Annotated in this window: 10 protein-coding genes; 7 read left to right on the top strand and 3 right to left on the bottom strand. The window is 65.2% G+C overall.

The genetic code is table 11. The features are described 5' to 3' along the window. Window positions 1-9: 9 nt before the first annotated feature. From pqqD to pip, 3 genes are read left to right on the top strand one after another with little or no spacing between them, the layout of a single operon-like run. Window positions 10-318: a pyrroloquinoline quinone biosynthesis peptide chaperone PqqD gene (pqqD, locus tag QA635_RS12760; RefSeq protein WP_283069433.1), complete on the top strand. Its 309-nt coding sequence runs from the start codon at window positions 10-12 to the stop codon at window positions 316-318. After that, the gene (gene pqqE / locus QA635_RS12755) at window positions 315-1,559 is read left to right on the top strand and encodes a pyrroloquinoline quinone biosynthesis protein PqqE (protein ID WP_283069431.1); all 1,245 of its coding nucleotides are present in this window, start codon (window positions 315-317) and stop codon (window positions 1,557-1,559) included. Before pqqD ends, pqqE begins: the two co-directional genes overlap by 4 nt. Further along, complete coding sequence (gene pip, locus QA635_RS12750) at window positions 1,549-2,520, top strand: prolyl aminopeptidase (RefSeq protein ID WP_283069430.1); 972 nt, start codon at window positions 1,549-1,551, stop codon at window positions 2,518-2,520. The genes pqqE and pip overlap by 11 nt, the downstream gene beginning before the upstream one ends. A 65-nt stretch (window positions 2,521-2,585) precedes the next feature. On the opposite strand, the gene QA635_RS12745 is transcribed toward pip, so the two are convergent. Further along, window positions 2,586-4,964: a caspase family protein gene (locus QA635_RS12745; RefSeq protein WP_283069428.1), complete on the bottom strand. Its 2,379-nt coding sequence runs from the start codon at window positions 4,962-4,964 to the stop codon at window positions 2,586-2,588. Window positions 4,965-5,148: 184 nt separating this feature from the next. Here QA635_RS12745 and QA635_RS12740 point away from each other — a divergent pair, with 184 nt between their 5' ends. The 4 genes from QA635_RS12740 to QA635_RS12725 all read left to right on the top strand — a co-directional run bounded on the left by QA635_RS12740 (window position 5,149) and on the right by QA635_RS12725 (window position 10,778). Then, window positions 5,149-5,820: a DUF4286 family protein gene (locus QA635_RS12740; RefSeq protein ID WP_283069426.1), complete on the top strand. Its 672-nt coding sequence runs from the start codon at window positions 5,149-5,151 to the stop codon at window positions 5,818-5,820. A gap of 289 nt (window positions 5,821-6,109) precedes the next feature. Beyond that, on the top strand, window positions 6,110-7,909 hold the full coding sequence (locus QA635_RS12735) for an FAD-dependent oxidoreductase (protein ID WP_283069424.1): 1,800 nt from the start codon (window positions 6,110-6,112) through the stop codon (window positions 7,907-7,909). Next, window positions 7,879-9,726: a 2-oxoacid:acceptor oxidoreductase subunit alpha gene (locus tag QA635_RS12730; protein ID WP_176937027.1), complete on the top strand. Its 1,848-nt coding sequence runs from the start codon at window positions 7,879-7,881 to the stop codon at window positions 9,724-9,726. The genes QA635_RS12735 and QA635_RS12730 overlap by 31 nt, the downstream gene beginning before the upstream one ends. Continuing rightward, window positions 9,723-10,778, top strand: coding sequence for a 2-oxoacid:ferredoxin oxidoreductase subunit beta (locus QA635_RS12725; protein ID WP_028332672.1), 1,056 nt, complete (start codon window positions 9,723-9,725; stop codon window positions 10,776-10,778). The genes QA635_RS12730 and QA635_RS12725 overlap by 4 nt, the downstream gene beginning before the upstream one ends. Before the next feature lie 82 nt (window positions 10,779-10,860). On the opposite strand, the gene QA635_RS12720 is transcribed toward QA635_RS12725, so the two are convergent. Both QA635_RS12720 and QA635_RS12715 read right to left on the bottom strand, forming a co-directional pair. Then, on the bottom strand, window positions 10,861-12,057 hold the full coding sequence (locus QA635_RS12720) for an ABC transporter substrate-binding protein (RefSeq protein ID WP_283069422.1): 1,197 nt from the start codon (window positions 12,055-12,057) through the stop codon (window positions 10,861-10,863). Between the two features lie 255 nt (window positions 12,058-12,312). Beyond that, complete coding sequence (locus QA635_RS12715) at window positions 12,313-13,857, bottom strand: SpoVR family protein (RefSeq protein WP_253607445.1); 1,545 nt, start codon at window positions 13,855-13,857, stop codon at window positions 12,313-12,315.

Genomic DNA, 13,857 nt, shown 5'->3' with positions numbered 1-13,857 from the left:
GACAACATCATGGCCAGCCGCAACATCAGCGTCAGCGAGACCAGCCGGCCGAAACTGCCGCGCCATACCAAGCTGAAATTCGACGAGACGCGGCAGGTCTGGGTGATCCTGGCGCCCGAGCGCGTGCTGGCGCCGGACGACATCGCGGTCGAGGTGCTGCAGCTGTGTGACGGCATGCGCAGCGTCGCCGAGATGGTGGACCAGCTCGCGGAAAAATACGCCGCCCCACGCGAGGCGATCGCGACCGACGTGGTCGCGATGCTGCAGGATCTGGCCGACAAGGGTTTTCTCACCGAAGCGCGCGAGAGCACAGCATGAGTGACACGCTCGCCGACAACAAGACGACAGCGCCGGGCCCGAGCGCAGCCCCAAGTGATGGGCTCGCCGTGCTGGAGAGCCGCCGCTCGGCGGCCGAGACCCACGGCATTCCCCTTGCGGTGCTGCTCGAGATCACCCATCGCTGCCCGCTGCAATGCCCCTACTGCTCGAACCCGGTCGAGCTCGACCGCGGCTCGACCGAGCTCACCACCGAGGAATGGAAGAAGGTGCTGAGCGAGCTTGCCGAGCTCGGCGTGCTGCAGATCCACTTCTCCGGCGGCGAGCCGACCGCGCGCAAGGACATCGTCGAGCTGGTGCAGCACGCGACCGATGTCGGGCTGTATTCCAACCTGATCACCTCGGCCGTGCTGCTGACCAGGGACAAGCTTTCGGCGCTGGCCGACGCCGGCCTCAGCCATGTGCAGATCAGTTTTCAGGGCAACGAGCCCAACGTCGCCGACCGCGTGGCAGGGCTGAAGGACGCGCACAAGAAGAAGCTCGAGGTCGCGAAATGGACGCGCGAGCTCGAATTGCCGCTCACGGTGAATGCGGTGATGCACCGGCAGAACCTGCACCAGCTGCCCGACATCATCCAGATGGCCGTCGACCTCGACGCCGACCGGCTCGAGGTCGCCAACGTGCAGTATTACGGCTGGGCGCTGAAGAACCGTGCGGCGCTGATGCCGACGATCGAGCAGATCGAGGAGACCAGCCGCATCGTCGAGGAAGCCCAAATGCGCCTGAAGGGCACGCTTGCGATCGACTATGTAGTGCCGGATTACTACGCGCTGCGGCCGAAGAAATGCATGGGCGGCTGGGGCCGCCAGTTCTTCAACATCTCGCCGGCCGGCAAGGTGCTGCCGTGCCACGCCGCCGAAAGCATCACCGGGCTCGAATTCGAATCGGTGCGCTCGAACCATTCGATCGCCTGGATCTGGCAGAACTCGGAGGCCTTCAACCGCTATCGCGGCACCGGCTGGATGCCGGAGCCGTGCAAGTCTTGCGAATTCCGCGAGGTCGATTACGGCGGCTGCCGCTGCCAGGCCTTTGCGCTGACCGGCGATGCCGGCAACACCGACCCGGCCTGCGCGCTGTCGCCGCGACACGAGGAGATCTTCAAGCAGGCCGAGCGGGAATCCGCCGGCACGCAGAACCGTTTCCTGTATCGCAACTTCGCCGGCGGCACGCTGGAGACGGACGAACCCCGGAACGAATCCCAGGACAAGCGCAATGGCGCCTGACGCCGACGTCGGCAAGGCCGCGAGGCGTGCCGATCCCTTTGCGCCGCTGACGTCGGAATGGCTCGACGTCGGCGATGGTCACGATCTCCATGTCGAGAGCGTCGGGCGCGAGGGCGGCATTCCCGCGGTCTATCTGCATGGCGGCCCCGGCAGCGGCTGTCAGCCCGATCATCGCCGGCTGTTCGATCCCGAGCGCTTTCACGCCGTGCTGTTCGACCAGCGCGGCTGCGGCCGCAGCCGGCCGAAGGGCAGCCGCGACAATAACACGACGCAGCACCTGATCGCGGATATGGAGAAGATCCGCGATCGCTTCGGCTTCGCGCGCTGGATGGTGGTCGGCGGCTCCTGGGGCGCGACGCTGGCGCTGGCTTATGCGCAGGCCCACCCTGAGCGGGTCAGCGGGCTGGTGCTCCGCGCGACGTTTCTCGGCACAGCGGAGGAATTGGACGACGTTTTCCTGCGCGCCTTGCCGCGCTTCTATCCCGCCCTCCATGAGGACTTCCTCAACTTCCTGCCCGAGAGCGAGCGCGCAGCACCGCTTGCGGCCTATTATCGCCGCATCCTCGATCCCGACGCCGCCGTGCATGCGCCGGCCGCGCGCGCCTGGCACGACACCGAACGCGCGTTGTCGGAGCACACGCCGAAGCAGACGCGGCTCGACCTCAAGGCCTCGGGCGCCCTGCCCTCGACGCCGTTCATGGAGGCGCACTACTTCGCCAACAATTGCTTCATGCGGCCGCGTCAATTGATGGACGAGGCCGGCAGGCTCGCCGGCATTCCCGGCATCCTGGTGCAGGGCCGCTACGATCTGTTGTGCCCGCCCGCAACATCGCACGCGCTCGCCGCGCGCTGGCCGGGCAGCGAGGTCCGCATCATCGATGGCGCCGGCCACATCCTCTACGATCCCGGCATCCGCAACGCCGTGATGAAGGCGATCGCCGACCTCGCGGCGAAGCGCTAGACCGCCGCAGGAACATCCTCGACATCAGGAGCCGGTGAAGAGTTCGACCGGCTCCCTTGCTTCCCTCAATGTTTGCACTTGCCGGGAGGACATGCCGGCGCCGCCCGTGGCGCGGCCGCGGGCCTTGGCGGCGCCGCCATCCGCGGTGGCGGCGCTGCGTGTTGCACCTGCATCGCCGGCCGTGGCGGCGGCGCGGCGCGCGGAGCCGGTGCCGGCGCCGGACGCGGCGGCAAAGCCGCAGCACGAGGTGGCGGGGCAACCGGCCGCGGCGGCGGAGCCGCAGCCCGCACTGGCGGAGCTACGGCATGGACTGGCGGAGCTGCCGCATGCGCCGGCGCGGGCCGGGAGACCGGTGCTGGCGACACTGCCGCGCGCGCGGGTGCCGGGCGCGCGGCCGGCGTCGACCGTGTCGACATCGCGCGGTTCGCCGGTGACGGCGCCGCCGAGGGCTTCACGTTTGCGGTCGGAGCGGTCGCCGCATGCGGGAGCGGTTGCGCACCTGGCTTGCCGGCGGCCGCGGGTGAGGCGGGCGCGTTTGTCGCCGGCGCGACACCGGGCTTGGCCGGAGGAGCAGGCTGCGCATTGGCAGGCGCCATGGCAGTCGCCGGCTTGCCCGGCACCACCGTATTCGGCTTTGCCCCCGGTTGCGCGGCGCCGGGTTGTGCGGCTCCCGGCGGCACAGCGCCATGCTGCATGGCATTGGCCGGTGCGGTCGCCGACTGCGGCAGCGGCGGTCCATTTTTCGCGCCCGGCAGGGTATGCGCACCCGGTGTGCCCGGCGCGCCCATCGCATTCGGAGCGGCGGCAGCATTCGGAGTGGCAGCAGCATTCGGTGCCGCGGCAGCGTTCGGTGCGGCGCGCGGAGCTCCCATCGCCGCACCTTGCGCGGGCGTCACGCCTTGCGGAGCGCCCGGCAGATTGGCGCGCTGCATCGCCGCGGCCGGCAGTCGCGGTGCCGCCGTCACCGGCGCGCCGCCCATCGCCGCCGTCACCCCGGCCGCATGGAGCTGCGCCGGCGTCGGGTTGGGATTGTTGATGACGGTGTTGATGACAGTGGTGTTGTGGATGTTGTTGAACACGATGTTGTTCTGCGGCGGCACGACATAGGCCGGTGCGGCGACATAGGCCGGCATCGCCACGAACGTCGGCGTCGGCAGCACGTACAGGCCGATCGGCGGCGGCGGTGGCGGCAGCACGACGAAGTCCGGCGGCGGCGGCGGCAGGAAGACCACCGGCGGCGGCGGAGGCGGCGCGAAGTCGAACACCGGATCGCTGTAGTACAGCACCGGACGGTCGACATAGACGACCTCGTCGGGCGGCGGCGGCGGCACGTCATAGTCGAGCACCGTGAACTGCGGCGGCGGCTCGAGCGCGGCCGACAGATAGGTGAGCCGGCGCCTTGCGTCGTAGGCATGCGGCCCGCGTGAATAACGCCGCAGATACGACCAATACGCATCAGGCGTGTCGGCATTGTAGCTGCGCCGCCAGGTGATGGCCTCGCGCCGCGCCGCCACGATCGCGCGCACGCGCTTGGCCAGGGGATCGTTCGGATAGGCCTGGAGGTAATCCTCGTAGCCCTGCAGCGTGTCGCGCTCCAGCGCCGCGGCGTAGGCATCCTGCGCCGAGAAATCGCGGATCGGCTTGGTGCGCAGCCCGGCATCGACCTGCTGCGGCGGCGCGTCCGGCTTGCGCTCGAAGAACATGAAGGGCGCGTCGACCTTGTGCGCATCCCACGGGATCTCGGCGCCCTTGGTCATCTCGTTGACGCGCAGGCGGACGCGGTCGAACACCTCGGGCAGGGTCAGGCCGCCGGTGCGGATCATTTCCGCCAGCGCTTGCGCGTAAGGCCCGTAGGGCGGCGCACCGTCAGGGGCAACGGTGCCGGGCGCCGAATTGAAGCCGATCAGCATCTTCGGATCGGGATCGACCAGCGCAAGACCGCCGGCCAGCGGCTGGCCCTCCTTGGCGAAGGGATTGCTGCGCGCCGCATCGAGCACGATCACGCCGGCCTTGATCGGCAGCGCCGAGAGCTGATGGCTGTAGTCGGAGATGCGGATCGCCTCGACCGGCACGTCGGTGTCGCGGGCAATCTTGGCATCGACCGGCACGAAATAGTTCTCGCCTGTGAGCTGCACGCCGTAGCCGGCGAGATAGACGAAAGCGACGGCATTGGGCCCCGCCTCCTGCACCTTCTGCATGAAATCGCGGAACGATTTGCGCAGCGTCTCGCCGTCGAGATCTCGTGCGCCGATCACGTCGAAGCCGGCGGCCTGCAAGGTCTGCGCGATCAGGCCGGCGTCGTTCGCGGCGGTCTGCAACGCGCCGGCCTCATAGGCGCCGTTGCCGACGACAAGTGCGAGACGCTTTTCCTGATCCTGCGCATGCACGGGAAGCGAGGCGAGCGACACCAGACCGACGATCAATGCCCACAGAATGCGTGCCATGGTGGTCGTCCCTTTTCTTCTCGAGAGTTGTCGTAACGAATGAAATGCTACCTCTGTGAACCGGTGCTGAACAGGATTGCAGCAATTGTGGCAATCCTTGGTCTGTGGTGACGGGAACCGGCTTCCCTGGTCCGCGCGATCAGGCGATATTGCGCGGATAAAACAGGCAAAAAAGGAGCACTCGATGCCAATCGCCGGACAAGGCATGCTGCTGACCTCGATGGATATCGACAGCTTGCACGAAGCTGAATTCAATCGCTGGTACGACCGTGAGCATCTCGAGGAACGGGTCGCCATCGACGGCTTCCTGGAAGCCCGCCGCTACGTCGCCCATGACGGCAAGCCGAAATATCTCAGCCTCTACTCGACCGCGACCTTCGATGTGCTCGAGAGCCCGGCCTATCGCAAGGCGCTCGCCAACCAGACCGACTGGTCGAAGGCCAATATCGCGCGCTTTCAGAACATGATCCGCGGGGTCGCGCGCATCACGATCAGCCGCGGCGTCGGCAGGGGTGCAGCGCTCGGCATCATCCGCCTGCGCCCACCTGCCGAAGGCGCGGACAAACTTCGCGCTGCATTGCGGGAGCAACTCGATCCGGCCTCGCGCGACGGCATCATCTCGATGCACCTCCTGGAGAACGACCCTGACCTGTCGAAACCGCTCACGGCGGATGCGGAGAAACCCGATCCCGGCGCCGGCGACTGGTTCGTGCTGATCGACGCCACCGACGTCGGCGCGGTCCCCGCAGCGGCCGCAGGCATCACCGGCAATGCAGCCTTGAAGCCGCTCGTGGTCACCAGCGGCGTCTACAGGCTGTTGTGGGATATCGCGAAGAGCGACCTTCCGCGCGAGTAAGCCTGATCCGGAAGCGTGCGAGGCGCCTTCCCGAAAAACATTTTCTCAAGCAAGCGTGGCGGCGCAGATCATGCTGCACCGCCACATAACGCAATCGAGATTAACGCTACACGCGCATCAGCCGCGCGAAAGCTGATGATCGGACAATTTAGCCTTTGCCTTCCCTTGAACGGCTCTAATAAGATAAGCCTATGATCCAATTCAAAAACCAGAACAACGCCACGTGAGCGTTCGTCGTCAACGATAAGGCCGCGCGGGTCTGGCATTTTCGCGCGGGTCAAAGGTAGGAATGAAACCGACTGATATCTCGGCGCCTGATTACTTCCACAAAGTAGTCGATTGCCAATGGGCCTGTCCCGCACACACCCCTGTTCCCGAGTACATCCGGTTGATTGCTGAGGGGCGTTACAGCGACGCCTACATGATCAATTGGAAGTCCAACGTGTTCCCCGGCATTCTCGGGCGCACCTGCGACCGTCCATGCGAGCCGGCATGCCGCCGCGGCCGGGTCGAGGATAATCCGGTCGCGATCTGCCGCCTGAAGCGCGTCGCAGCCGACTTCAAGGACGACATCAAGCATCGGCTGCCGAAGCCCGGGCCGAAGAACGGCAAGCGCATCGCGCTGGTCGGCGGCGGCCCTGCCTCGCTCACCGTGGCGCGCGATCTCGCGCCGCTCGGCTATCACTGCACCGTGTTCGACGGCGATCCCAAGGCTGGCGGCATGATGCGCAGCCAGATTCCGAAATTCCGCCTGCCCGACAGCGTGATCGACGAGGAGACCGACTACATCCTGAACCTCGGTGTCGAGTTCAAGGGTGGCCAGCGTGTCGACAGCCTGAAGCAGCTGCTCGCCGAGAACTATGACGCGATCTTTGTCGGCTCTGGCGCGCCGCGGGGCCGCGAGCTCGACATCCCCGGCCGCAAGGAGGGCGCCGCCAACATCCATATTGGCATCGAGTGGCTGGCCAACGTGTCGTTCGGCCACGTCGACAAGATCGGCCGCCGCGTCATCGTGCTCGGCGGCGGCAACACGGCGATGGATTGCTGCCGCACCGCGCGCCGCCTCGGCGGCGAAAGCGTCAAGGTGATTGTCCGCTCCGGCTTCGAGGAAATGAAGGCCTCGCCGTGGGAGAAGGAAGACGCGCTTCACGAGGACATCCCGATCCTGAACTACATGGTGCCGGTGGCGTTCAAGCATGTGGCCGGCAAGCTGATCGGCGTCACCTTCCAAAAGGTAAAGGCGGAGTACGACGCCAAGGGCCGCCGCAATCTGGTGCCCTCGGGCGAGCCTGACGAGACCGTGCCGTGCGACGATGTGCTCGTTGCGGTCGGCCAGGAGAACGCGTTCCCCTGGATCGAAGCCGATTGCGGCATCGAATTCGACAAGTGGCACATGCCGAAGGTCGATCCCAAGACGTTCGTCTCGACCAATCCGAAGGTGTTCTTCGGCGGCGATGCGGCGTTCGGGCCGAAGAACATCATCTGGGCGGTGGCGCATGGCCACGACGCCGCGCTTTCCATCCACCGCATGCTGTCCGGCGAGGACATCAACGAGCGCCCGCTGCCCGAGGTGAACGTCTCCTCGCAGAAGATGGGCATCCACGAGTGGAGCTACGACAACGACATCTCCGCCGACAAGCGCTTCAAGGTGCCGCATCGCGACAAGGTGGTCGCGCTGAAGGACATCCGCGCCGAGGTCGAGCTCGGCTACGACCTCAAGCTCGCGCTCGGCGAGGCGCAGCGCTGCCTGAATTGCGACGTGCAGACGGTGTTTTCCGCGCCGCTGTGCATCGAATGCGACGCCTGCGTCGACATCTGTCCGATGGACTGCATCAGCTTCACCGAGAACGGCGAGGAGGATGATTTGCGGCAGCGGCTGAAAGCGCCCTCGCCGCATCACGACCAGGCGCTCTACGTCTCCGGCGACCTCAAGACCGGCCGCGTCATGGTGAAGGACGAAGACGTCTGCCTGCATTGCGGGCTGTGTGCCGAGCGCTGCCCGACCGGCGCCTGGGACATGCAGAAGTACCTCATCGATATGGTTCAAGCGGGATCAACATGTCAGTCCAAAGCCCGATCAGCAGCGTAAACGACTTCGTCGTCCGCTTCGCCAACGTCAACGGTTCGGGCTCGGCTTCCGCCAACGAGTTGTTCGCGCGCTCGATCCTGCGCCACGGCGTGCCGGTCTCGCCACGCAACATCTTCCCGTCCAACATCCAGGGCCTGCCGACCTGGTATGAGGTGCGCGTCACCGAGGACGGCCATCTCGGCGCCCGCGGCGGCGTCGACCTGATGGTGGCGATGAACCCGCAGACCTGGGACAAGGACGTCGCCTCGATCGAGCCCGGCGGCTATCTGTTCTACGATTCGACCAAGCCGATGCCGTCGTCGAAATTCCGCGAGGACATCACCGTCATCGGCGTGCCGCTGACCGCGATCACCAACTCGACCTACACCGATCCCAGGCAGCGCCAGCTGTTCAAGAACATCATCTATCTCGGCGCGCTCTGTGCCCTGCTCGACCTCGATCCCAAGCTGGTCGAGCAGCTGATCGGCGAGCAGTACAAGGGCAAGGAGAAGCTGCTGTCCTCCAACGTCCATGCGCTGCATCTCGGCCGCGACTGGGCGCTGCAAAACCTGAAATGCCCGGTCGGGCTGCGGGTGAAGAAGTCCGACAAGGTCGGCGACCGCATCTTCGTCGAAGGCAACAGCGCGGCCGCGCTCGGCGCCGTCTATGGCGGCGCCACCGTGTGCGCGTGGTATCCGATCACGCCATCATCGTCGGTGGCGGAAGCCTTCACCAGCCACTGCAAGAAGTACCGCCACGATCCCGAGACCGGCAAGGCGAAGTACGCCATCGTGCAGGGCGAGGACGAACTCGCCTCAATCGGCATCGTGATCGGCGCCTCCTGGAACGGCGCACGGGCCTTCACCGCGACCTCGGGTCCCGGCATCTCGCTGATGACCGAGTTCATCGGCCTGTCCTATTTCGCCGAGATCCCGGCCGTGATCATGAACATCCAGCGCGCCGGCCCCTCGACGGGCATGCCGACCCGCACCCAGCAATGCGACGTGATCGCCTGCGCCTATGCTTCGCACGGCGATACCAAGCACGTGCTGCTGTTCCCGGAAGATCCGGCGGAGGCGTTCGAGTTCGCCGCGGCCGCCTTCGACCTCGCCGAGCGGCTGCAGACCACGATCTTCCTGATGCTCGATCTCGACATCGGCATGAACCACCGGCTGTGCCGCCCGCTGAAGTGGGACGACGCCAAGCAATACGACCGCGGCAAGGTGATGACGGCGGAGATGCTCGAGGAAGGCCGCGACTTCGGCCGCTATCTCGACGTCGACGGCGACGGCATCCCCTATCGCACCTATCCCGGCACGCATCCGACCAAGGGTTCCTACTTCACCCGCGGCACCTCTCGCGACCGCTACGCGCGCTATTCCGAGGAAGGCGCGGTCTACGCCGACAACATGCAACGCCTGGTGCGCAAGTTCGAGACCGCGCAGGACATGGTGCCGCGGCCGCTGCAGGCCAATGCGGCGAAGCCGACCAAATACGGCGTGATCTATTTCGGCTCGACCTCGCCCGCGATGGACGAGGCGATCGGGATCCTGGAGGCGCGCGGCCATCAGCTCGACCGCATGCGCATCCGCGCCTTCCCGTTCCACTCCAGCGTCGCGAGCTTCATCGCCGACCACGACTTCGTCTACGTGGTCGAACAGAACCGCGACGCGCAGCTTCGCCAGCTGATCGTCAACGAGAACGGCATCGACCCCGTCAGGCTGGTGCCGATCCTGCACTATGACGGCACACCGATCACCGCGCGCTTCATCGCGGGCGCGATCGGCGACCACCAGGATCATCTCAAGGTGACCCCTCTCCGCAAGGCCGTGACATGACTTACATTGCAAAGCCGAAGTTTCATCATCCCGGCCTGAAGAAGAACGAGCTGGGCTATACCCACCGCGATTACGAAGGGAAGATCTCGACGCTGTGCGCCGGCTGCGGCCACGATTCGATCACCGCCTCGATCATCGAGGCCTGCTACGAGCTCTCGATCGAGCCGCACCGGGTGGCGAAGATTTCCGGCATCGGCTGCTCGTCGAAGACGCCGGACTATTTCCTCGGCAATTCGCACGGCTTCAACTCGGTGCATGGCCGGATGCCGTCGGTGCTGACCGGCGCCAACCTCGCCAACCGCGACCTGATCTATCTCGGCGTCTCCGGCGACGGCGATTCCGCCTCGATCGGCTTCGGTCAGTTCGCGCATTCGATCCGGCGCGCCGTCAACATGACCTATATCGTCGAGAACAACGGCGTGTACGGCCTGACCAAAGGCCAGTTCTCGGCCACCGCCGACCGCGGCTCGAAATCGAAAAAGGGCGTCACCAACACCGACAATGCGATCGACCTGGTCGCGATCGCGCTGCAACTCGGCGCCACCTTCGTGGCGCGCAGCTTCTCCGGTGACAAGACCCAACTGGTGCCGCTGATCGCCGCTGCGATCCGCCACAAGGGGGCGTCCTTCATCGACGTGATCAGCCCCTGCATCGCCTTCAACAACCACGCCGGCTCGACCAAGAGTTTTGACTATGTCCGCGAGCACAATGACGCGGTGAATCGCCTCGACGTGCTGGTCGGCCGCGATCCGATCAGCGTCGACTATGCACCGGGCACCGTTCAGGTGGTCGAGCAGCATGACGGCTCCAGGCTGGCGCTGCGCAAGCTCGACGCCGATTACGATCCGCATGATCGTCTGGGCGCGATGACCTTCCTGCAGAAGCACGCGGCCAAGGGCCAGATCGTCACTGGCCTGCTCTATGTCGATCCGGATGCCGAGGATCTGCACACCCATCTCGACACCGTCGAGACGCCGCTCAACACGCTGGACGAACAGGCGCTGTGCCCCGGCTCGGCCGTGCTTGACAAGATCAACGCCAGCCTGCGCTGAGCAGTGGCAGCACACTCCGTGTCGTCCCTGCTCCCGTGCGCAATTGCGCACTAGGCAGGGACGACAGCGGAGTTGGTGACGGCTATTTGTCGCTCAAGACGTCGCCGAACAGCGCCCAGGACTTGCCGTCGAACCGCGCCATCTGGATTTGCCGGATCGGCGTCACATTGTCGGGCTCGGTCTGCACCTTGATGCCGGGCAACAGCATCGGCAGTTCGAGCGCCTTCAGATTGGTCGCCTGCTTGATGATGTTGGCACGGCTGTAGTCGCCGTTGCAGTTCTTCAGCACCGCCGTCATGACCTGCGCCACCGTGTAGCCCTGCACGTTGAAGAGGTCGCCCGGGCTCGCATTCGGCTGGTACTTCTTCATCCAGGCCGCAAACTCCTTCTGCGCGGGATCGTCGGCCCAGCGCGGATCGGTCGGATCCTTCAGATAGAGCCCGGTCACGACGCCGACGACGTTCTCGAGGCCGGCCGGTTCAAGCACCGCGGAGACCGAGTTCGAGACGGTCGGCAGGATGGTCAGCGGCTTCCAGCCCATGCTCGCCGCCTTGCGCAGCGCCTGGGCCGCGAATTTCGGCGTCGCCTCCGCGAAGAAGACGTCCGCGCCGGACTCGCGCATCGTCACCATCTGGGAATCGATGGTGGGATCGGTCGTGAGATACGTGGTCTCGGCGACGATCTGGCCGACATGCTCGCCGAGCCCGTCCTTGAAACCCCTCAGATAGTCCTTGCCGGCGTCCTCGTTCGGCGTGATGACGGCGATCTTCGCATCCGGCTTGGTCTTCAGGATGTATTTTGCGTAGAGCCGGCCTTCGAGCTCGTAGGTCGGATTGAAACCGACCGTCCACGGGAATTGCTTTGGATCGTTCCAGCGCGTCGCGCCGGAGGACACGAACAGCTGCGGCACGCGCTTGATGTTGAGGTACTTCTGCACCGAGATGTTCGGCGCGGTGCCGACCGCGCTGAAGACCGCGAGCACCTCGTCCTGCTCGACGAGCTTGCGGGTCTGCTCGACGGTCTTCGACGGCGAATAGGCGTCGTCGAGGCTCTCGAAGTCGATCTTGCGGCCGTTGATGCCGCCCTGATCGTTGAGCATCTGGAAATATGCGGCTTCGGCACGCGCGATCGTGCCGTAGGCCGACGCCGGGCCGCTATAGGGCGCGGTGTTTCCTATTCTGATCTCGGTGTCGGCTGCCGCGGACGGCGAGATCAACGAGGCCGTGAGCGCGGTGAAGGCGAGAAAGCCCGCCAGGCGGGAGCGAGTTGACAAGAGCATATCCTTTTCTTGGTTTTCTTGACGCGGCGCACATTATCCATCGCGTCCGCGCAGGCAATCACCAAGAACGTCTCGCGAGATTTCCGCATGCCGGCAATCGCGTTCGCGCATAGAACGCCGCCATGCGCTTTCAAAGTCGGAATGTTGCCGTGATGTTCATGATGTGAGCCTTCGATAGTCACGAAGGTTCACCGAGCAAGACTCGCATTCCGCACGGCGGTGCGCGCCGCGCTCATGTCAGCGCGAGCATTATCCTCAAGCCGCGACCGCAGCCGCGCGCGGGCTGACGACGTATTCCTTCAGCACCTTGTCGGTGCCGTCGATTTCGGTCAGTGCGACGTCGTAGGACCACAGATCGGCGAGGTGTTGCAGCACGCGCCGCGCGTCGGTCTCGTTGAGTTGCGCGCCCTTCACGGTGGTGTGACGCAGCATCAGGCGGCGATCGCCGTCGAGATCGACATCCACGACCTCGATATTGGCGTCGACGAAGCCGACGTCGTATTGCCGCGCCAGCTCGCGGCGGACCCGGCGGTAGCCGCGCTCGTCGTGGATCGCGTCGACCTTGATCCCCTGGCTTTCCGCGGGGTCGTCGTGCAAATGGAACATGCGGAAGCGCCGGATCAGCGCCGGGCTGAGGAACTGGTTGATGAAGCTCTCGTCGCGGTAGTTGCTCCAGATCTCGCGCAGCACGCCCTCGACGTCGCCCTTGCCGGCGATATCGGGGAACCACTCACGGTCCTCGTCCTCCGGATTTTTCACGATCCGCTCGATGTCCTGCATCATGGCGAAGCCGAGCGCATAAGGATTGAAGCCGGAATAGCGGCGGTCGTCGAATTCGGGCTGGAACACCACATTGGTGTGCGACTGCAGGAATTCGAGGAAATTGCCGTCGGTGAGCCGGCCCTGCTGATGCAGCCGGCTCATGATGCGGTAGTGGACGTAGGTCGCGGTGCCCTCGTTCATCACCTTGGTCTGGCCCTGCGGGTAGAAATACTGCGCGATGTGGCGGACGATGCGGATCAGCTCGCGCTGCCAGGGTGCAAGGCGCGGCGCGGTCTTCTCGAGGAAATAGAGGATGTTCTCCTGCGGCAAGCCGAGCAGCGCGCGGCGGCGCTCGGCCGTGAGCGCAGCCTTGCTCTTGGCCTTGGTGTTCGGCACCGTCCGCCACAAATCGTTGAACACGCTTTCCTCGTGCTGCCGACGCTCGCCGGCCCGCTTCTCCTCGGCACGCAAATCGAGCGTCTTCTTTCCGGGATAGCGGTCGACGCCATGCGACATCAGCGCATGCGCGGCATCGAGCGTCCGCTCCACCGTCTCGCGGCCGTGGCGGTCCTCGCAGACCGCGATATAGCCCTTGGCGAATTCCAGATAGTCGAGAATGCCGTCGGCGTCGGTCCACTGCTTGAACAGATAGTTGTTCTTGAAGAAGTGATTGTGCCCGAACGCCGCGTGCGCGATCACCAGCGTCTGCATCGTCGCCGTGTTCTCCTCCATGAGATAGGAGATGCACGGCGAGGAATTGATCACGATCTCATAGGCGAGGCCCATCAGGCCCTTGCGATAAGATGCTTCCTGGAACGCGAACTGCTTGCCGAACGACCAGTGCTTGTAGAATAGCGGCATGCCGACCGAGGAATAGGCGTCGAGCATCTGCTCGGCGGTGATCACCTCGATCTGGTTGGGATAGACGTCGAGCCCGAGCTCGGTGCGCGCGATTTTCTCGCAGGCGTCGTGGACCCGCTGCAAGGTCTGGAAATCCCAATCGGCGCCCTCGAACAGCCGTTCCCCGGAAGAACCCAT

Origin of the sequence: Bradyrhizobium brasilense (assembly GCF_029714345.1) — a bacterium.
GTDB classification, from domain to species: Bacteria; Pseudomonadota; Alphaproteobacteria; order Rhizobiales; family Xanthobacteraceae; genus Bradyrhizobium; species Bradyrhizobium australafricanum.
This window is presented reverse-complemented; position numbering and strand designations above follow the sequence as displayed.